The sequence below is a fragment of the Holophagales bacterium genome, assembly GCA_016719485.1.
Lineage (GTDB): Bacteria > Acidobacteriota > Thermoanaerobaculia > UBA5066 > UBA5066 > UBA5066.
The window spans coordinates 1-18,571 of record JADJZB010000021.1; the positions used below are offsets into that span (position 1 = coordinate 1).

An 18,571-nucleotide genomic window follows, 5' to 3' on the forward strand; every position below is an offset into this window, starting at 1 on the left:
CCCCGTCTGCGTCGACCGCACCATGGCGAACGCCCGCAACGTCTGGTGCGGCGCGAACGCCGACAGCCTCCGCCACTCGAACTTCTCCGTGCAGCGCGACGTGAGTCGCAGGCGTCCTCGAGTCGCCACGGCCCGCGACGGCGACCCGTCGCCATTTCCCGGCACGAGCATCCTGCGCATCAAGCGCGGCATCAGGTCAGGCACATCTTCAAGCTCGGGACGGAAATGCTCCGAGGCGATGAAGTGAGGTCGCCGACGCAGCGGAGGATGATCCCGCTCGATGGGCTGCGCTACGGTCTCGGCATCGGCCGGACCGTGCCGCCGCTGGAAATCGAAGCAGAACCACGACGGCGACAGGATCATCTGGCCCGTCCACGCGCCATTCGAAGTCGCCGTCTCGCGCAGCGGAACAGGACGTCTGGACGCATCCAGCTCTACGAAGAGCTGAAGGCGGCCGGAGTCGAGGTCTTCTGGGACGACCGCGACGAGCGCCCCGGGTGAGGATTCAAGGACGCCGACCTGATCGGCTTCCGGTCCGCATCATCATCGGCAGCAGGCCCTCGCGAAGGGTCGTCGACGTCTCCACGCGGCGCGAAGGCCGAGGCGTCGCGCCGAAGAGAAGGTCGTCAGTTATTGAAGGCGACGCTCGCGGCGGAGGCGAGACGCTGGCGCTCTGATCGCGGAAATCGGAAGCGCTCGCCGACGAGCTGTGCCGCGCCGGCGAAGGGCACTCAAGGGCCGCCTGCCGGCTTGTCATCATATTGCGGCGTAGAATGACGCCGCATAGGAGCGCACACAGAGATACCACTGCGGCTCTCAGCCGCCTCCACGGGTCTTCGGGCGATCGACGGGCTGAAGGGCCTCTCGCGGCGAATCCTGGTGGCGCCTATCTCCGAGGCGCGCCGAACCGAGGACGGGATCGACGTGGTGGCGCCCCTGGGCTACAATCCGGAAACCGCCGGGCTCCAAATCAGCTCCGGCCGTAGCTGGCACCGCCCGACGAGCTGTCCCGGACCTCCGCCGCGTCGGAGGTGTCCTTCGCGATCGCCTCTTCGATGATCGTGTTCGTGGTCGGTCAGGTGCTGGGCGGGTCCGACGTCTCGAAGCTGGGGCGCGCCTGGCCCCTGGGCGCTCTCCTCAGCGCAGCATCAGCCGGGCCGTCACCGCCGCCGTCGAGCAGAACCACGACGGCGGCGCCATCTGGCCGACGGGACATGGAGAGTACAGAAGGAGAAGCTCATGAGAATCAGCGTTGCGGCTGCGGCGATGGCCCTGTCATGATATCTGCCCGCACCGTGTCGGCGAGAGAGGTCCTGATCCCGAACGTCGTCGCCTTCGCGCGTGGAAGTTACGAGTTCCTCTGGGGAACGGAGATTCGGCTGATCGGCACTACTTCGTCGCCAAAAGTCCTTTCGAATTCGTCGGCTGGATCGGGTCCCTGGCGGGTCCCTACGCGGTGCCGTTCTACCGGGAGAAACGGTTATATCCGGCGGCTTCGGCCTCTACACGGCTTTTTCGTGCAGAATCCTCAGTAAATGTCCGTGATTGAGAACCGGAGTTCGGCGCGGCGATCTGTGAAGACAGACGAAGGACTGCTCGTCCCTCGAGGATCCTGACGACCACGGTTTCCAACCCCGCCTGGGCTGGAAGGCCCCCTCAATCTGCCCCGAACGCAGGTGAGTACGTTTACTCCGGGACGGTCCTGCTCGGCGTCTGCAACCTTCGGCGTCGGCCCGATTCTCTACGCCGACAAGTCGTTCTTCCACCCAGCCTGCCGCAGCAACTCCTCATGCTGGATCCTCGCCGAAACCACTACCGCACGAATCTCGTCGTCGTGAATGGCGACGAGGTGGAATCCACCGTCTCGATCGTCGTCACGGAGGCGACAGGGACGACAGCGCGAATCGACAGGAAAGTTCCGAGCCCGGACGTACTTCCAGCTGAACGACATCTACGCGCTTCCTGAGCTCGAGGGCCTCGAGGCACTCTCCGGAGACGACGGATCACTTCGCGCAGCGCGCGGTCGTAACGTGCTCGACTCGCTGCTACGCCATCGGCTATGTGATCGCGAACCAGAACAACACTGTCAGCGTCGTCGGCCAAGATAGGCCCCCCCACTTCACAATGCCGCTCCTTGCAGCGGACGGGCGACGTGAAGTCGTCTCTCGCGGGAGCCCCGACTCTCCTTTCCGATCGAACGCTCGGGAGGCGAACGGGCCGGCCGGGGCAGAATGGCGCCCCCGGGGGTGAAGACCATGGCCACTCGGATCGAACGCGACTCCTTCGGACCGATAGCGGTCCCCGTCGAACGCCTCTGGGGCGCGCAGACGCAGCGCTCCATCGAGATGTTCCGGATATCTGGCGAGCGGATGCCAATCGCCCTCGTCCACGCCCTCGCCCTCGTGAAGAAGGCGGCGGCGCTCGTGAACCTCGAGCTCGGCCTGCTGCCGGAGGCGAAGGCGCGGGCCATCGTCGCGGCGGCGGACGAGGTCCTCGCCGGCCGGCACGACGAGGAGTTCCCGCTCGTCGTCTGGCAGACGGGGAGCGGGACCCAGACGAACATGAACGTCAACGAGGTCCTCGCGAACAGGGCGAGCGAGCTCCTCGGCGGGGAGCGCGGCGAACGCGTCTCGTCCACCCGAACGACGACGTGAACCGGGGGCAGTCGTCAAACGACGTCTTCCCACGGCGATGCACGTGGCGACGGCGACGGCGCTGCGGGAAGCGCTCCTCCCCGAGGTGGCCGCGCTACGCGACACGTTCCGGCGCAAGGCGGCGGAGTTCGCGGGAATCGTGAAGATCGGCCGGACCCACCTGCAGGATGCGACCCCCCTGACGCTCGGGCAGGAGATCTCGGGAGCTGACCGGGCTCCCGTTCGTCGGCGCCCAACAAGTTCGAGGCGCTCGCGGCGCACGACGCGCTGGTCTCGGCTCACGGGGCCCTCAAGACACTTTCAGTGTCCCTCTACAAGATCGCGAACGACGTCCGATGGCTCGCGAGCGGCCCTCGATGCGGCATCGGGGAGATCACGATCCCCGAGAACGAGCCGGGCAGCTCGATCATGCCGGGGAAGGTCAACCCGACCCAGTGCGAGGCGATGACGATGCTCTGCGCACAGGTGATGGGAAACGACGTGGCGATCAACCTCGGCGGCATGAGCGGCGTCCTCGAGCTGAACGTCGCCAAGCCCCTGATCATCCACGACGTCCTCCAGAGCGTGCGCCTCCTCGCCGACGGCTGCCGAAGCTTCCGCGTCCACTGCGCCGAGGGGATCGAACCGAACCGCGAGCGGATCGCGGGCCATCTCGCCAACTCCCTGATGCTGGTGACGGCGCTGAACCCGCACATCGGCTACGACGCGGCCGCGCGGATCGCGAAGCACGCCCACGCGAATGGGCTGTCCCTCCGCGAGAGCGCCCTCGCGCTCGGCCTCGTCACCGGGGAGGAGTTCGACGCGTGGGTGAGGCCCGAGAAGATGGTGGGGAAGGCGGACGAAGGGAGCTGAACGGGCCCGTGACGGAACCCGACTCGACGCCGACGGCCGAACGCGTGCCCGAAGGCCCGGCGCGCCGGACGAAGGGGGCCGCACCCGTGGCGCCTCGTCGACGAGAGCGGTGTTCGTGTCGACCTCGCTTTCGAGCGTTCCCTATGGGACTCGGCCGGCCGGGCCCTCGGCCCTTCGCGGGAGACCGTTTGCCTCGAGGGCGCCGGCCTCGGGCCCTGGCTCCGGCTCGCCTTGGCCGGGTACGTCCTCCTCGGGAAGCTCTCTCCGGCCGACGTCGGCGCGCTCGCCGACGAGCTGCGCGCGGCCGGGGGCGATCGGGTCGGTTCCCTCCCGGAGCTTCTCTTCGCCCTCGGTCCCGACGCGCGGCGCGCCCTCGACGACCCGATGGACGGCGTCCTCACGGGGCCGCTGCAGGGCGCCCTCGCCGGGCCGGGCGCGTCGCTCCTCGACGCGCTCTCCCACCTCGAAGGGAGGCCCGACCCTCGCGACGTCCTCGTCTACGTCGAGGTCTTCGCCCGTTCGCGGCGCGCGCTCCTCGCCCTCGCCCTGCGCCTGGCCACCGAGCTCCCCCCGTTCCCTCCGGACCTCCTCGACGGCCGCGTGGAGCTGTTCGGCTGGTGGCGCGCGCGTGCCGAGCCGGCGGCGGTGCCGGCGGGCGACGGCGGGGAGGTCGTCGTCCCGCTCCCCGCCGGTCTCGGAGAGGCGGCGCGGGGCGCGGCAGCGGCTGCCCTGGGGGCACTCTTCGCCTCGCTCCGCCGGGACGCGGAGAAGATCGGCCACCCGCTCCGGAGCTTCGACGGCGTGGCGGAGGCGGTTGCCGACGAGCTCCTCGATGGCCTCGCAGGACTCCTCCTGAACGGCCTCGGCCTCGACCGGGCGCCGAGGCCCGGCGACGTCGCATCGAGGGTCGGCCCGGCGGGCTGCCTCCCGACGCGAGCGCGGCACGTGCGGACGGTGAGGATCGCGGGCGCCCCGTTCCAGGACGCGCTCGGCCGCTTCTTTGCCGTTCCGTCGTGCCCTCTCGAGTCTTCCCAGGACGGGCCGCATCGTGGAGGTGAGGCGGACCGGGAGGTGCCCTTTTCCGCGGGTGGGCTGGTCGGAGGCAGAGGACGCCACGGGCGACTGACGGCGTATTCTCTTATCCCTTGACAACTCAGACGGATGTCTCATCTTCTCAGACGTAACGTCTGAGAAGGCGGGACGACAGGAGGGGCCGATGGCGCGAACCCCCGGGACGTGACCGATGCGGAGCTCGAGGTGCTGCGTGCGCTCTGGGAGCTCGACCAGGCGACGATCCGTGCCCTCGCGGACCGGGTCTACCCGCACGGCGGCGCCTCCGAGTACGCCACCGTCCAGAAGCTGCTCGAGCGCCTGGAGGACAAGGGGCACGTCTCGCACCGCTCGGAGGGACGCCAGAACGTCTACGCCGCCCGCCTCGGCCGCGAGGACCTCGTCGCGCTCCGGCTGCAGGAGACTGCGGACTGCCTCTGCGACGGCTCGTTCACGCCGCTCCTCACGCACCTCGTGAGCGGAGCGCGCCTCTCCGCCGAGGAGCTCCGCGACCTGCGGCGCCTCGTGGACGCGCTCGGCAAGGGGAGGTGACGCCGTGGACGAGGCTCTCCGCCTTCTCCTGACGAACGCGGTCCTCGCGGGCCTCCTCGCCCTCGCCGCCTGGGTCGTCTCGCGCCTGACGAAGCGGCAGGCGGTCGTGCACGGGCTTTATCTCCTCGCGCTCCTGAAGCTCGTGACCCCGCCTCTCGTCGAGCTGCCGCTCCTTCCCGCGGGCGGTGCCGCCCGGGAAGCGACGCGGACGCCCTCCATCCCCGCTGGCGTCCTCGGACCGGCGCTCGCCGCTCCCCGAGGCCAACCGGACGCATGCGGTTCGGAGCGCGGAGCCGATCCCCTTTCCCTGTCGACGCCCGCCCGATCCCGACGCGGCGGAGCGCGCCGCTGCCGTGGCGACTTGCCCTGCCGGCGCTCGTCGGGCTCGGCGCGATCGCCGTCGCCACGCTCGCGGCGCTGCGATTCTTCCGGTTTCGGCGCCTCGCCCAGGCGGCGGAGCCGGCTCCGCCAGGCTCGTGACGCGCGCCTCCGAGATCAGCGCCGCGCTCGGCATCCGCCGCGCCCCCGCGCTCTACCTGCTCCCGGCGCGCGTCCCGCCGATGCTCTGGCCGGCCTCCCCGCGCCCGAAGCTGCTCCTGCCGCGCGACCTCCTCCCGGAGCTCGACGGCGACGAGCTCGACGCGCTGCTCGCCCACGAGCTCGCGCACGTGAAGCGCCGGGACCACTGGGTCCGGTTCCTGGAGATCGGCGCGACGGCCCTCTTCTGGTGGTACCCGGTCGCCTGGTGGAGCCGGCGCGAGCTCCGCCGCGCCGAGGAGCGCTGCTGCGACGAGTGGGTCCTCAGGGCCCTGCCGGACTCGGCGCAGGCCTATGCGAGCGGCATCCTGAAGAGCCTGACGTTCATCGCCGACTCCCCGGTGGCGGTCCCGGCCGCCGCTTCGGGGGCCGGCCCGATCGAAGACCTCGAAGCCCGGCTGAAGGAGATCCTCATGACGTCACCGCGACCCCGGCTCTCCCGCCCGATCCGGCTTGCCCTCGGCTGTCTCGCCGTCGGCGCGCTCGCGTTCTTCCCGACCGTCGCCCCGCCGGGATCCGCGGAGGCCGCGGCGGTGGTCGCGCTTCCGGACGAGGTCACGCCTGCGCCCGCGCTTGCGCCCCGGGAGCCGGCCGCTCCGCCCGCGCGCCCGGCCGCCGCTGCCCCGCGGCCGCCGGCGGCGTCGCCGGCCCTGGCTCCGCCGCCGGCCGCGCCGCACGAGGCGCCGCTGGCGGCGCCGCGCATAGCCGGGTTCCCCGCGCCGGCCCCCGACGCAAGGCCGATGCTCGCCGGGTCCGGGGACGAGCTCGACCCGGCGCTCGAGAAGGAGCGGCACGCGCTCGAGGCGCAGCGGCGTCAGCTCCACCTCTCCCAGCTCGACCTCGAGCGGCGCGCCCTCGAGCTCGAGGTCCGGGCCGCCCGGCAGGAAGAGGCCGGCGAGGTCGCGCGCCTGCGCGCCGAAGGAGACGCGGCCGGAGTGGCGCGGGCCGAGAAGCGCGGCGCGCTCCGGGTGCGCCAGGCGGACCTCGAGAGGCGACGGCTCGACCTTCACCTCCGTCAGCTGAAGGTCGAGGACGAGTCGGAGCGCGCGGCGGAGGCCGGCGGAGCGGAGAAGGACGCCGAGGCGCGGGCTCGCGATGCCGCGCGCGCGGAGGCGGAGCTCGAGAAGCAGCAGCAAGTCCTCGAAGCGGAGTCCGAGAAGCTCGAGCGCGAGGCGCGGGCGCTCGAGGCCGAGGCGCGCGTCCACGCGCTCCGCGGCGCGACGGACGACCTCGAGCGGTCGCTCGCCGAGCAGGTCGAGGAGCTGCGCGGCGAGCTTCCGGAAGCGGGAGCCGAGAAGGCGGCGATGCAGCGCGAGCTCGCGCGGCTGGAGTCGGCGCTCTCGGCGTTGCGCGGGTCGCAGGCCGCGAAGGAGACTCCACGCCCCGCGGCGCGGTAGGGTAGGGCGGGACGAGCCTTCGACCGGCTGGCACGAATCCAGCAGCGCCTCCGGCGACGGCGCGGACGTGCCGGATGGGCAGACCCGGTGTGACGGATCGCACGCCGGGGAACCCGGAGGCGGCAGGGGGGTCTATAGGGGCGTATGAAGTCGCCCGCGACGCCGAGGAGGCCCCGAATGCGACGGTTCGTCCCGACCCTCCTGCCCGTCCTCGTCTCGCTCGGTCTCGCCCTCGCCGCGTCGGCTGACGGCCTTATCGTCATTCGGGACTTCCCGCCCGGAGTTCGGCCGGTGACGGGAGGTCCCCCGGCCTTCACGCCTCTCGAAGTCCGCTACCACCACGTCACCGCGAAGGTGACGGGGCGGGTGGAGGTGACCGAGGTCGACCAGGTCTTCTACAACCCCAGCGGGAGGCGGCTCGAGGGAACGTACCTTTTCCCGATCCCGAAGGGGCGCAGATCGACAAGTTCTCGATGGACGTGAACGGGAAAATGACGGACGCCGAGCTCCTGGATGCCGCGAAGGCGCGCGGGATCTACGAGGAGATCGTCAGGAGCATGCGCGACCCGGCGCTCCTCGAGTATCTCGGGCAGGGGCTCTTCAAGGTGCGGATCTTCCCGATCGAGCCGCGCAGCGAGAAGCGCGTGAAGCTGAAGTACACGGAGATCCTGCCGCAGGAGGGCGGGCTCCTGCGCTACCTCTACCCGCTCAACACGGAGAAGTTCTCGGCCCGGCCGCTCAGGAGCGTCTCGGTCAGGGTCGAGGTCGAGCTGCCCGGAGGGAATCCGGACGATCTACTCGCCCAGCCACGAGGTCGAGGTGAAGCGGCACGGCCCGAAGAGGGCGGTCGTCGGCTTCGAGGCGAAGGAGGTCCGGCCCGACACCGACTTCCAGCTCTTCGTCGCACCCGCGACCGGTTCGGACGTCGGCATCAGCGTGATGACCTACCGGGAGCCTGGAGAGGCGGAAGGGAGCTTCCTTCTCGTCCTCTCGCCGTCGCACGAGATGGCTGCCGAGAAGGTCGTGAGGAAGGACGTCGTCTTCGTCCTCGACACGTCGGGCTCGATGGCCGAGGGGAAGAAGCTCGTGCAGGCGAAGAAGGCGCTCGCTTTCTGCCTGAGGAACCTGAACGAGGGCGACCGGTTCGAGGTGGTCCGCTTCTCGACCGAGACCGAGCCGCTGTTCGGAAAGCTCGTCTCACCGTCCGAGGCGAACGTGGAGCGCGCAGAGAGCTTTGTCGCGGCGCTGAAGCCGATCGGCGGCACGGCCATCGAGGACGCGCTCCTGGCGGCCCTCGAGCCGCTGAAGGCCCAGGGGCAGAAGGACCGTCCCTACACCGTCGTCTTCCTGACCGACGGCAAGCCGACCGTCGGTTCGACGAACGACGACGAGATCGTCTCGAAAGCCACACGGGCGATGGGGGAGCGGGTGGTCCGCGTCTTCTCCGTCGGCATCGGCACCGACGTGAACACGCACCTCCTCGACCGGCTCTCCGAGGCGACGCGGGCAGCGAGCCGGTACGTCCTGCCGGAGGAGGACCTGGAGCTGGCCCTCTCGGCCTTCTACGCGAAGATCAGCCAGCCGGTCCTCGCGAGCCCGAAGCTGCGCTTCCAGGGGGCGGTCCGGGTGACGAAGCTCGCACCGCCGCAGCTCCCCGACCTCTTCAGGGGAGAGCAGGTCGTCGTCCTCGGCCGCTACAGCGGGACGGGCGACGCCGCGATCACGCTTCAGGGCACGGTGAACGGCGCGGCGAGGAGCTACACGTGGGAGGCCTCCTTCCCGGCCCGCGCCACCGGGCACACCTTCATCCCGCGTCTCTGGGCGACGCGGCGGATCGGCTTCCTTCTCGACCAGATCCGGCTCCACGGAGAGAGCGGCGAGCTGCGCGAAGAGGTGACCGACCTGGCCCGCCGGTACGGCATCGTCACGCCCTACACCGCGTTCCTCGTCCTGGAGGACGAGTCGCGGCGCAGCGTCCCGGTGAGTCAGCGAACGATCCAGTCGCCGGCGGGCGACGGCCGGGCGAGGATGGCGGCGGGCGAGATGTACAAGGGCGTCAGGGAAACGAAGAGCGGCGCTGGCGCGGTCGGTGGCGCGCAGGCGCTCGATTCGCTGAAGCGGGCGCAGAACGCGGCGGCCCCCTCCGCCTCGAACGAAGAAGCCCTCCGGGTCGAGGGGGGACTCGCGGGAGGAGTCGAGGCGGGCCCGGCCGAGCCGGTCCGCCAGCTCGTGAACGCCCAGGTGTCGCGCTTCGTGAACGGCCGGACCTTCTACCAGAACGGAATCGCGTGGATCGACGCGAACGTCCAGGCGCAGAAGGGCGCCCGCATGCGGCAGGTGAAGTTCGGGTCGAAGGAGTACGACGCCCTCCTCGGAAAGCACCCGGAGGCCGCCGCGTGGCTGGCCCTGGGACGAAACGTCCAGGTCGTCCTGGGCGGCGAAATCGTCGAGGTGGTCGAGTGATCGGGCAGGAGTGGTCGGGGGCGACGAGGCCGGCGAGCGTGGTGCGAAAGGAGACGATGATGAGAACGTCCTTCGGAGCAGCGGCTCTTTCGGTGGTCTTCCTCCTCGCGGCGGGGGCGAAGGCGCAGACACCGGTCGAGAAGACGGCAAAGGCGCCGGCGAAGACGCCGGCCGCCGTGAAGCCCGTCGCGAAAGCGAGCCAGGGAGCCCGCGAAGGCGCCGGCGAAGGTGTCGGTGCCCGCGGACGGACGGCCCCGCATCGACGTCGTCTTCGTCCTCGACACGACGGGCTCGATGGGCGGCCTCATCGAGGGGCGAAGGCGAAGATCTGGTCGATCGCGAACCAGATGATCTCGGCGAAGCCGACGCCGCGCCTGAGGATCGGCCTCGTCGGCTACCGGGACAGGACGGACGAGTACGTCACGAGGCGCTACGACCTGACCGACGACATCGACACGATCTACGGCCACCTGCAGAGATTCCAGGCGGGAGGCGGCGGCGACACGCCCGAGTCGGTAAACCAGGCCCTGCACGAGGCCGTGCACCAGATGAGCTGGAGCCCCGGGCGCGACGCGCTGAAGATCGTCTTCCTCGTCGGCGACGCGCCCCCGCACATGGACTACCAGGACGACGTGAAGTACCAGGCGACCTGCCAGGCTGCGGTGAAGAAGGACCTCATCGTCAACACCGTCCAGTGCGGCGGCATGGCGTCGACGACGCCCGTCTGGAAGGAGATCGCGAGCCTCGCCGAGGGGAGCTTCGTGGCGATCGGACAGACCGGCGACATGCAGGTGGTCTCGACGCCGATGGACGAGGAGCTCTCGCGCCTGAACCGCGAGATCGGGACGACGATCGTCGCCTACGGGAGCGAGCGGGAGCGCGGCGCGGTGATGGCCAAGCAGGCCGTCGCCGAGGCGGCCCCGGCCGCGGCCTCGGCCGACCGGCTCGCCTACAACGCCGCGACGTCGAAGGTCGTGCAGGGAGGCGGGGACCTCGTCGACGACCTGAACGAGGGGCGCGCGAAGCTCTCGGACCTTTCGAAGGACGAGCTTCCGGCCGAGCTGAAAGGCAAGACACCGGAGCAGCAGAAGGCGTATCTCGCCCAGCAGGAAGCGAAGAGGAAACAGCTCCAGGCGCAGGTCGCCGACCTCGTGAAGAAGCGGCAGGCCTACGTCGAGACCGAGATGAAGAAGGCGGCGGCCGAGGGGAAGGGGAGCGCCTTCGACGTCGAGGTGGCGCGGACGCTGAAGGAGCAGGCGAAGCGGAAGAAGATCGCGTTCGGAACGACGCCCTGACCCGCGCTACTGCTTGACGAGCTCCACGCGACGGTTCTTCGCCTTCCCTTCCTCGGTGTCGTTCGAGGCGACGGGCGCGGCCGGCCCGACCCCGAGGCCCTTCAGGCGGGCGGCGGCGAGGCCGTGCTCGGCGACGAGCGACCGCACGACGCTCTCCCCGCGCGCCTGGCTCAGCTTCATGTTCGCGTCGAGGAGGCCGGTGGAGTCGGTGTGCCCGACGACGTACAGCTTCAGCCCGGGGTCCTTCTTCAGGAGTTTCGCGATCTCGGCGAGGGCCGGCTTCGACTCGGGCTTCACGTCGGACTTGTTCGTGTCGAAGTAGATCCCGTAGACCGCCACGTGGCCGGTCGCCCGGAGCCCGTTCGCGAACACATCGGCGTTCGCGACGACCTCCTGCTTCATGGCCGTCTTCTCGACGACGACGAGCGCAGGGAACTCGGGGCTGTAGGCGTTCACCTCGACCCAGTACTCCTTTCCGTCGCGGGCCGCTTTCAGGTAAACGACGGCGTCGTCCACGGAGGTGAGGACCGTTCCTCCGATCGCCTTGACCGCGTTCTCGTAGTTGCGCAGCACCTGGGGGCGGCCCGGCGTGGCGGCCCCTTCCTGGATCGTGTAGGCGATCTGGGTGCGCCGCCCCTCGACCTTCACGGGTTTCCCAGGCCCTGCCTGGAACTCGTAGGAGTCGAACTCCTTCGTCTCGCAGTTCGCGATCCGGTACCCGGCCATCCGCGTGAAGAGCGGGTGGTCCTTGCAGCCCTCGGCGTCGGGCTCGGCGCCGAGAAGCGGGAGTGCGCCCATGACGAGAAGCGGGAGGAGGTTCCGTGCACGCATTTCGATCTCCTTCGGGGGATTGGTTCGTCCGGGGGCTCCGCCCCCGGCGCGGGGCCCTACCGGATCTCGACGAGCTCGACCCGGCGGTTCTTCGCCCGCCCCTCGTCGGTGGCGTTCGAGGCGACCGGGGCGTAGGGGCCGACGCCGTGCGGGACGAGGCGCTTCCCGTCGACCGAGAGCTTCCCCGTGAGCCAGGCGGCGACCGAGGAGGCCCGGCCGGAGGCGAGGGCGACGTTGCTCTCGGCGGATCCGACGGAGTCGGTGTGGCCGACGACCCAGAGCCTGAGGCCGGGACTGGCCTGGATGAGCTTGGCGACCTCGCGCAGGGCCGGCTCCGACTCGGGCTTCACGTCGGCCTTGCCGAAGTCGAAGAAGATGCCGGGGACCTCCACGTGCCCCGTCCGGGCGAGGCTCCCCTTCAGGGCGTCGGCGTTCGCGACGACGTCCTGCTTCATCTCCTGCCGCTCGACGATCGTCACGTAGTAGGTGGCGGCGCGGGTGAGGACCTCCACCCACGTCTCCCGCCCGTCCTTCGAGATGCGGAGCGTCGTGTTCATGTAGGCGGCGTCGGAGTCGTGGAGGATCTCGCCGCCGACCTGCTTCGCCGCGGCCTGGTAGTTCCGCTTCACCTGCAGGCCGCTCGGCACCGGTCCCGCGGCCCGGTCGAACGAGTACGTGTAGACGGCCTTGCGTCCTTCGACCCGCACCTTCTCGACCTTCGTACCGCTCTTCACCGGGAACTCGTACACGTCGAACGCCGACTCCTTGAAGGCGCCGGCTCCCGAGAGGAAGGCGCCCGGCATCCGGGTGAAGAGGGCGGGATCCGTGTAGCCCTTGTAGTCCGTCATCCCGCCGGCGAGCGACGTGGACGCCACGACGAGGAGGACGGCGCAGGACAGGACGCGCGACGACGTCATTTGCAGCCTCCGTAAGGGACCGAGGGCACGGTCCGAATTGGCAATCGGGAATTATAGGCGCGCGGCCGGGCGGGAGGGTCCGGCGAGGCCGGGCTCGGCCGCGGCGCTCGGCAGAGGGCCGGGAAGCCGGCGTCAGCCGGTCGTCGTCGCTCCCGATCGCTCGAACGCCCCGAGGGCGTGGTCGGCCGTGGCGATGTGGGCGAGGAGGCGCCGCGAGAAGGCGTCCGCGTCGTCCCGGACCGCGCCGGCCTCGCTCCCGCCGAGGCGCTCGTGGAGGGCCTTCAGCTCCTCGACGAACTGCGCGTGCTCGGCGGCGTGGGCCGCGAACTGCGGGTAGGAGTGGAGCCTCATCAGGAGCTCCTCCGCCAGGAAGTGCGCGTTCGTGAACTGGTCGAGGCGCTCGAAGACCTCGAGGGCGGCGGGGCCGTCGCCGGACTCGAGGTTCTGCATCAGCTCCCGCAGCAGCTGGAGCTGGAGGGCGTGCTCCTCGTCCATCTCCCGGTTCCCCGTGATCAGGGTGTTGCGTCCTTCTGCTGCCGTCATCTCTCGGTGCTCCTCGCTGCGCGTGGAAGATAACCCGCGCCGGGCTCCCGGTGAACCATCAGCCCGGGACCCAGATGCCACCCTGGACGACGATCGGACGTCCGTCGATCGAGACGCGGAGGCCGCAGCCCCCTGCCCGGAAGTCGCAGACGATGTCGACGTGCTGCGCGGAGCGGTTCAGGATTCCCCGCGCGGCCAGCTCCTCGAGGCGCGCCCGCGCGTCGGGGGCCTTCGGGTCGCGCTCGAAGCCGCCCTCGTAGCTCGCGCCGATCGCGACGTGGAGCGTGCCGCCCACCTTCTCGACGAAGAGCGGGTGCTTCAGCGCGCGCGTGAGGCCGGGATTCATGCCGAGCGCGACCTCGCCGAGGCGGCGGGCGCCGTCGTCGGTCCCGACGATGGCCGCCAGCTGCGCCTCTCCCTCGCGCGCCGAGAACTTCACGATCCTGCCGCCCTCGAAGACGAGGTGCATTCCCGAGATGTCGACCCCGCCGTTGAGGACGGGGAGGTCGAGGTAGATCTCTCCCTCGACGGAGCTGGCGTCGGGGCTCGTGAAGATCTCCCCGTCGGGCACGTTCCTGAGGCCGTGCGACAGGATCGGGATCGACTCCGCGAGGCTCATCGTCAGGACGAGCTCGCGACCCTCGCCCGGGTGCCACGTGACGACCTCCATCCGCTTCCCCTCGGCGAAGAGCGGCTCGAGCCGCTCCTCGGCCGCCAGGAGCGGGCGCGGGTCGATCGTCGAGGCGTCGACGACGAATCGGACGTACTCGTCGAGCGGGATTCCCTCCATCTCCGCGTAGGCCGGCGTGGGGTAGAGCGTGATGACCCACCGCTTCGCCAGCCTCAGGTCGGCGAAGGGACGGTCGGCGCGCGCGAGCGCCGCCGACGCCTCGCGGGCGAGCCCCGCATAGCTCGCGGGCGACTCGGCCCCCAGGACCTCGATGTACTTCGTCATCGAGGCGTAGCGGTCGCGGTGCCAGTCGGGGACGCGGGCGAGCTGCTCCTCGCTTCCCCCGCGGCCCATGGCCGCCGACCAGACCTTTCCCCGCTCGTTGTTCGGGGGGACGAGGCAGACGTCGGGGATGCCACCGGCGGCGATCACCTCGCGCTCGATCCGCTCCATCAGCGGCCAGGCGATCCGCTCGCCCTTGATCATCACCCGGTCCTGGGGCGTGACTCCGCCGATCGAGTGGGTGACGAGGAGGCGGGCCCAGAGATCCAGGTGGTCGGGGTCGATCTGCGGCTCTTTCACGTGTCCCTCCTGTCGTATCGGAAACGGCGGCCCCCCGGCGTACTTCCCCGGGGCCGGGAGGGGGAGGATACCGAAGGGCCGGCCCCCGGTCCCGGGATTCAGAGGGGAGTGACCGTCCAGCGCATCGTCGAGCCGCCGCTCTGCCCGAGCCCCGAGCCCTGGCTCTCCTCCGTTGCCGAGACGGTCACGAGCCTCCCGGCGTGCCTGACGAACCTGCGGCTCTCCCGGTGCGAGACGGTGAAGGAGATGAGCATCTTGGAGACCTTGATGTCGAGCGTCCGGGCGAGGGTGACCGGGACGCCGTCGGCGTCGAGACGGAGGGTGACGGTGTCTTCGTAGCGCTTCACGGACTTCCGGTCCTCCTCGTCGATGTCCGGGGCGGGATGGAGGACGACGGTCCGCACCGAGCGCCCCTCGAACGGCTCGGGCCGATCGGAGACGAGGGTGGCGCCGTCGAGAAGCTGGCGGATCTGAGCTCCCGGATCGACGAGCTTCAGAGCCTGTCCCGGGTCGAGGCGGACGGTCGCCTCCTCCTGCTTCTTCTGTTCCGCCTTCGTTCCGGCCTTCGGGAGCCATTCCGGCTCGAGGTGGACGGAAAGGCCGGACGGGCCGTGCTCGACCACGGCCTCCCCCTTCTTCACGGGCCCCTTCGGCTTCTCCTTCTCGGTCTCGGTTCGGGAGATCTCCACGCGCACCCGGACGGACGCGGAGGGGAAGACGCGGTCGAGGCCGGCCCGCACGTCGGCGAGGGCGTCGGCACGGAGGGGAAGGGGGGCGAGGAGGAGGAGTCCGGTAAGGAGGACGGCACGGCGCATGCGACGGAGAGTACGCACGCGCCGTGCCTCGGGTTCTTCTATCGCACCGGGAACGGCGGCCGCTTCGGCGCGACCGGCGGGTTCTTCTTCAGCTGCTCGAGGACGATCTCGATCGCCTTCTCGAGCTGCGGGTCTCTTCCGGCGATCACCTCGGCCGGGGTCTGGTCCACCTCGACGTCGGGCGGGACGCCGACGTTCTCGACACCGAAGCCCTCCTCGGGCGCCCAGAACGCGAGGTTCGGCGCGGTGACGTTCGCCCCGTCCATCAGGACCGGGAAGCCGAGAATGCCGACGAGGCCGCCCCAGGTCCTCTGGCCGACGAGCGTCCCGACCTTGAACTTCCGGAACATCCACGGCAGGAGGTCGCCCCCCGAGCCGGCCGTCTCGTCGATGAGCATCACCTTCGGCCCCTGGATCGAGGCGCTCGGCGTCTTCATGTCCTCGCCGTAGCGGAACGTCCACCAGGCGATCGGCTCGCGCCGGAGAGCCTCGATGTAGTAGTCGGCGACGCTGCCGCCGCCGTTGAACCGCTCGTCGACGATGATCGCGTCCTTCCACGCCTGCGGGTAGAAGTAGCGCTTGAAGTAGGTGTGGCCGAGGCCGGCCGTGTTCGGCACGTAGACGTACGCGACGCGACCGCCCGTCGCCTTCTCGACCTTCGCGAGGTTCCCCTCGACCCAGTCGCGGTTCCTGAGGGCCGACTCTTCGGCGACGGGGACGACGTTCACGGTGCGCGAGCCCTTGCCGTCGGGCGTCGGGCCGACGGTGATCTCGACGATCTTCCCGGCGGTCGCCTCGAAGCGGGCGTAGAGGTTCTCGGGGGGCGCGAGGTCCCTGCCGTTCACGGCGAGGAGGTACTCGCCCGTCTTCACCTCGACGCCGGGCTCGGAGAGCGGGGCGCGCAGCTCGGGGTTCCAGTTCAGGCCTCCGAAGACCTTCCTGAAGCGGTAGCGGCCGTTCGCGACCTCGTAGTCGGCCCCGAGGAGGCCCCCGGGGACCGGCGTGGCTTCGGCGAGAGCGTCGCCCCCGCCGGTGCGGTGGTGGCCGACGGCCAGCTCGCTGCACATCCAGTTGATGAGCCGGGTCAGGTCGGCGCGGGACGAGAGGTGGGGAACGAACGGCGCGTACTTGGCCTTCATCGCCTTCCAGTCGCGCCCGTGCATGCCGGGGTCGTAGAACCAGTCGCGGTTGATCCGCCAGACCTCGTCGAGGATCTGCGGCCACTCGGCGCGCGGGTCGACGCGCACCTGGACGGCGTCGAGCTTCAGCTTCCCGTCGCCGTCGCCCGGCTTCGCGTCGCCCTTCTTGCCGGCCGGTCCGACGCTCCAGCTTTCCTTGACGCGGGAGAGGAGCTTCTTCCCGTCGAAGGAGACCTCGTAGTCGTCGACCTCGGGGGCGATCGTCTCGGCCTTGCGGCTCTTCGTGTCCCACTTCTGGAGGGCGGTCTTTCCGTCGGAACGACGCAGGAACCAGACCTCGCCCGCGTTCGGGGAAGAGAGCCCGAAGATCTCGGCCGGCGGCACGGGGAGGTCGACGATGCGGCTCGCGAGGCCCTCGTGGTCGATGACGACGGGGTCGACCTTCTTCGCGTCGGGCTTCTTCGCGTCCTTGCCCCCCTTTCCATCGTCGGCCTTCGCGTCGTCCTTCTTGTCTGCGTCCTTCGTCGTGTCCTTCGCGGTGTCCTTCGCGTCGGGGCCCTTCTCCTCGTCGCTCTCTTTCGCGAGGGGCGACGGCGTCCCCGCTTTCAGCGTGGCGACGTAGATGGCGCGGGTCACGCGGACGTCCTGGTTGTTCAGCGAGAACCAGTTCCGGGCCGGGCCCGCGTCGGTGGAGGCGAGGAACCAGATGAGCTTGCCGCCCTTGTCGAAGACCGGATCGGAGACGTCGGAGAGGCCGTCCGTCATCGGGTACGACTTCTGTGAGGCGACGTCGTAGACGTGGAGCGTCTGGAAGTAAGTCGGCCCCGCGAGCGTGTAGGCGACCCAGCGGGAGTCGGGCGACCAGCTCGGTTTCAGCGTCTTCTGCGGGGCGTAGAGCCGCTCCGAGGCGACCTTCGCCGTCTTGCCCGTTGGGAGGTCGACGACCCAGAGCGTCCAGGAGTTGTCGGTGAGGGCGATCTTCTTCGAATCGGGCGCCCAGGCGAGCCGGTCGTAGAAGCCGGAGCCGGGGACCTTGATCCGCTTCGGCGTCCCCTTGCCGTCCTGCGGGGCGACGACGAGCTCGTACTCGCCGCTCTCGTCGGAGACGTAAGCGATCTCCTTGCCGTCGGGCGACCAGGCCGGACCGCGCTCGTGCGCGCCCGGTGTCGCGGTGAGGTACCGCGGGTCGCCCTTCTCGGCCGGCACCGTCACGATCTCGCCCCGGAACTCGAGGGCGACCCGGGTGCCCGAGGGGGAGAGCGACGCGTCGCGGACCCACTTCGCCCCCTTCGCCCAGCGGGGGCGCGTCTCGAGAAGGTCGGCGTTCACGGTGATCGGTAGGGGCGACGCCTTTCTCGTAACGGGGTCGAGGAGGTGCAGGAGCCCCGCCTGCTCGTAGACGATCTTCCCGGCGGCGGAGGCCGCGTTGAGGACGGGGAAATCTGCGTGGGACGTGACCTTCGCGAGAGACTTCGCCTTTGCGTCGAAGGCGTAGACGTTGAACTCTCCGTCGCGGTCGGACGTGAGGTAGAGCGTTTCTCCGACCCAGGCGGGGGTGAGGTCATTGCAGCGCCCCTCGGGCTGCGGGACCTTCACGACGGCGTGGGTCGCGACGTCGTAGAGCCAGATCCGCGACACCGTACCGCCGCGGTAGCGCTTCCACTGGAGGTGCGCGGGGCGGTTCGGGGTGTAGGCGATCGTCTTTCCGTCGGGCGAGTAGACGGCCCGGGCGGCGTGCGGGATCGGGAGCTTCGTCTCGAGGCCTCCCTCCACCGGCACCGTGTAGAGCTGGTCGTGGCGGTTGTTGAACGCCTCGCGCGGGGAGGCGAAGAGAACGGCCTTGCCGTCGGGCGTGAAGCCCTGGACCGTGTCGCGCGACGGGTGCCACGTGAGGCGCCTGGGCACGCCGCCGGTCGCGGGGGCGACGAAGACGTCGAGGTTGCCGTCCAGCTCGCCCGTGAAGGCGAGGAGCGATCCGTCGGGGCTGAAGGCGGGGCTCGTCTTCGCCCCCGGGCCGGAGGTGATCCGCGCGACTCCGGTTCCGTCGACGCGGCTCGTCCAGATGTCGTTCCCGTAGACGAAGGCGACGCGGTCGGCCGAGAGGGCCGGCTGCGTGAGCATCTTCGTCGGTCCTGCCGGGGCGGCCGTTGTGGCCGCGCCGGCGCGGGGCGAGAGGGCGAGGAGCGCGAGGAGTGCGGCGGGCGCGAAGGAGCGAAGGCGCATGCGATCCCTTTCCGGCCGCGAGGTCCTGCGGCCACCGCGGGATCTTAGGCG

The 18,571-nt window shown here is 70.3% G+C and carries 14 protein-coding genes and 2 pseudogenes; 10 read left to right on the forward strand and 6 right to left on the reverse strand.

All coding sequences use genetic code 11. From position 1 onward, the window contains the following. Positions 1-22: 22 nt before the first annotated feature. The 10 genes and pseudogenes from IPN03_11930 (at position 23) to IPN03_11975 (ending at position 10,800) form a co-directional block, all read left to right on the forward strand. Positions 23-247: a hypothetical protein gene (locus tag IPN03_11930; GenBank protein MBK9374410.1), complete on the forward strand. Its 225-nt coding sequence runs from the start codon at positions 23-25 to the stop codon at positions 245-247. Continuing rightward, positions 244-501 carry a hypothetical protein gene (locus IPN03_11935; protein ID MBK9374411.1) on the forward strand — a complete coding sequence of 86 codons (258 nt, stop codon included), beginning with the start codon at positions 244-246 and terminating at the stop codon, positions 499-501. Before IPN03_11930 ends, IPN03_11935 begins: the two co-directional genes overlap by 4 nt. A gap of 1,754 nt (positions 502-2,255) precedes the next feature. Further along, positions 2,256-3,506, forward strand: a pseudogene (locus IPN03_11940) (class II fumarate hydratase). Between the two features lie 231 nt (positions 3,507-3,737). Then, positions 3,738-4,655: a hypothetical protein gene (locus IPN03_11945; GenBank protein ID MBK9374412.1), complete on the forward strand. Its 918-nt coding sequence runs from the start codon at positions 3,738-3,740 to the stop codon at positions 4,653-4,655. 87 nt (positions 4,656-4,742) lie between these two features. Then, the gene (locus IPN03_11950) at positions 4,743-5,108 is read left to right on the forward strand and encodes a BlaI/MecI/CopY family transcriptional regulator (protein MBK9374413.1); all 366 of its coding nucleotides are present in this window, start codon (positions 4,743-4,745) and stop codon (positions 5,106-5,108) included. 476 nt (positions 5,109-5,584) lie between these two features. Then, on the forward strand, positions 5,585-7,042 hold the full coding sequence (locus IPN03_11955) for a M48 family metalloprotease (protein MBK9374414.1): 1,458 nt from the start codon (positions 5,585-5,587) through the stop codon (positions 7,040-7,042). Between the two features lie 177 nt (positions 7,043-7,219). Then, positions 7,220-7,525: a hypothetical protein gene (locus IPN03_11960; GenBank protein MBK9374415.1), complete on the forward strand. Its 306-nt coding sequence runs from the start codon at positions 7,220-7,222 to the stop codon at positions 7,523-7,525. Next, positions 7,516-7,701, forward strand: a pseudogene (locus tag IPN03_11965) (hypothetical protein). Before IPN03_11960 ends, IPN03_11965 begins: the two are co-directional and overlap by 10 nt. Positions 7,702-7,861: 160 nt before the next feature. Then, on the forward strand, positions 7,862-9,505 hold the full coding sequence (locus IPN03_11970) for a VWA domain-containing protein (GenBank protein MBK9374416.1): 1,644 nt from the start codon (positions 7,862-7,864) through the stop codon (positions 9,503-9,505). A 59-nt stretch (positions 9,506-9,564) separates the two neighbouring features. Beyond that, complete coding sequence (locus tag IPN03_11975) at positions 9,565-10,800, forward strand: VWA domain-containing protein (GenBank protein MBK9374417.1); 1,236 nt, start codon at positions 9,565-9,567, stop codon at positions 10,798-10,800. A 6-nt stretch (positions 10,801-10,806) separates the two neighbouring features. On the opposite strand, the gene IPN03_11980 is transcribed toward IPN03_11975, so the two are convergent. From IPN03_11980 to IPN03_12005, 6 genes are all read right to left on the reverse strand, one after another. Beyond that, entirely contained in the window at positions 10,807-11,631 is an 825-nt protein-coding gene (locus tag IPN03_11980) for an OmpA family protein (GenBank protein MBK9374418.1), read from the reverse strand. A 56-nt stretch (positions 11,632-11,687) separates the two neighbouring features. Beyond that, positions 11,688-12,548, reverse strand: coding sequence for an OmpA family protein (locus IPN03_11985; GenBank protein ID MBK9374419.1), 861 nt, complete (start codon positions 12,546-12,548; stop codon positions 11,688-11,690). A gap of 132 nt (positions 12,549-12,680) precedes the next feature. Next, positions 12,681-13,091 carry a hemerythrin family protein gene (locus IPN03_11990; GenBank protein MBK9374420.1) on the reverse strand — a complete coding sequence of 137 codons (411 nt, stop codon included), beginning with the start codon at positions 13,089-13,091 and terminating at the stop codon, positions 12,681-12,683. Positions 13,092-13,149: 58 nt separating this feature from the next. Continuing rightward, entirely contained in the window at positions 13,150-14,343 is a 1,194-nt protein-coding gene (locus IPN03_11995) for an aminopeptidase (protein ID MBK9374421.1), read from the reverse strand. A gap of 98 nt (positions 14,344-14,441) precedes the next feature. After that, a complete protein-coding gene (locus tag IPN03_12000) occupies positions 14,442-15,158 on the reverse strand; it encodes a hypothetical protein (GenBank protein ID MBK9374422.1) in 717 nt (238 codons plus the stop codon). A 38-nt stretch (positions 15,159-15,196) separates the two neighbouring features. After that, positions 15,197-18,520, reverse strand: a complete 3,324-nt coding sequence (locus tag IPN03_12005; GenBank protein ID MBK9374423.1) for a PD40 domain-containing protein — start codon at positions 18,518-18,520, stop codon at positions 15,197-15,199. Positions 18,521-18,571 lie beyond the last annotated feature (51 nt).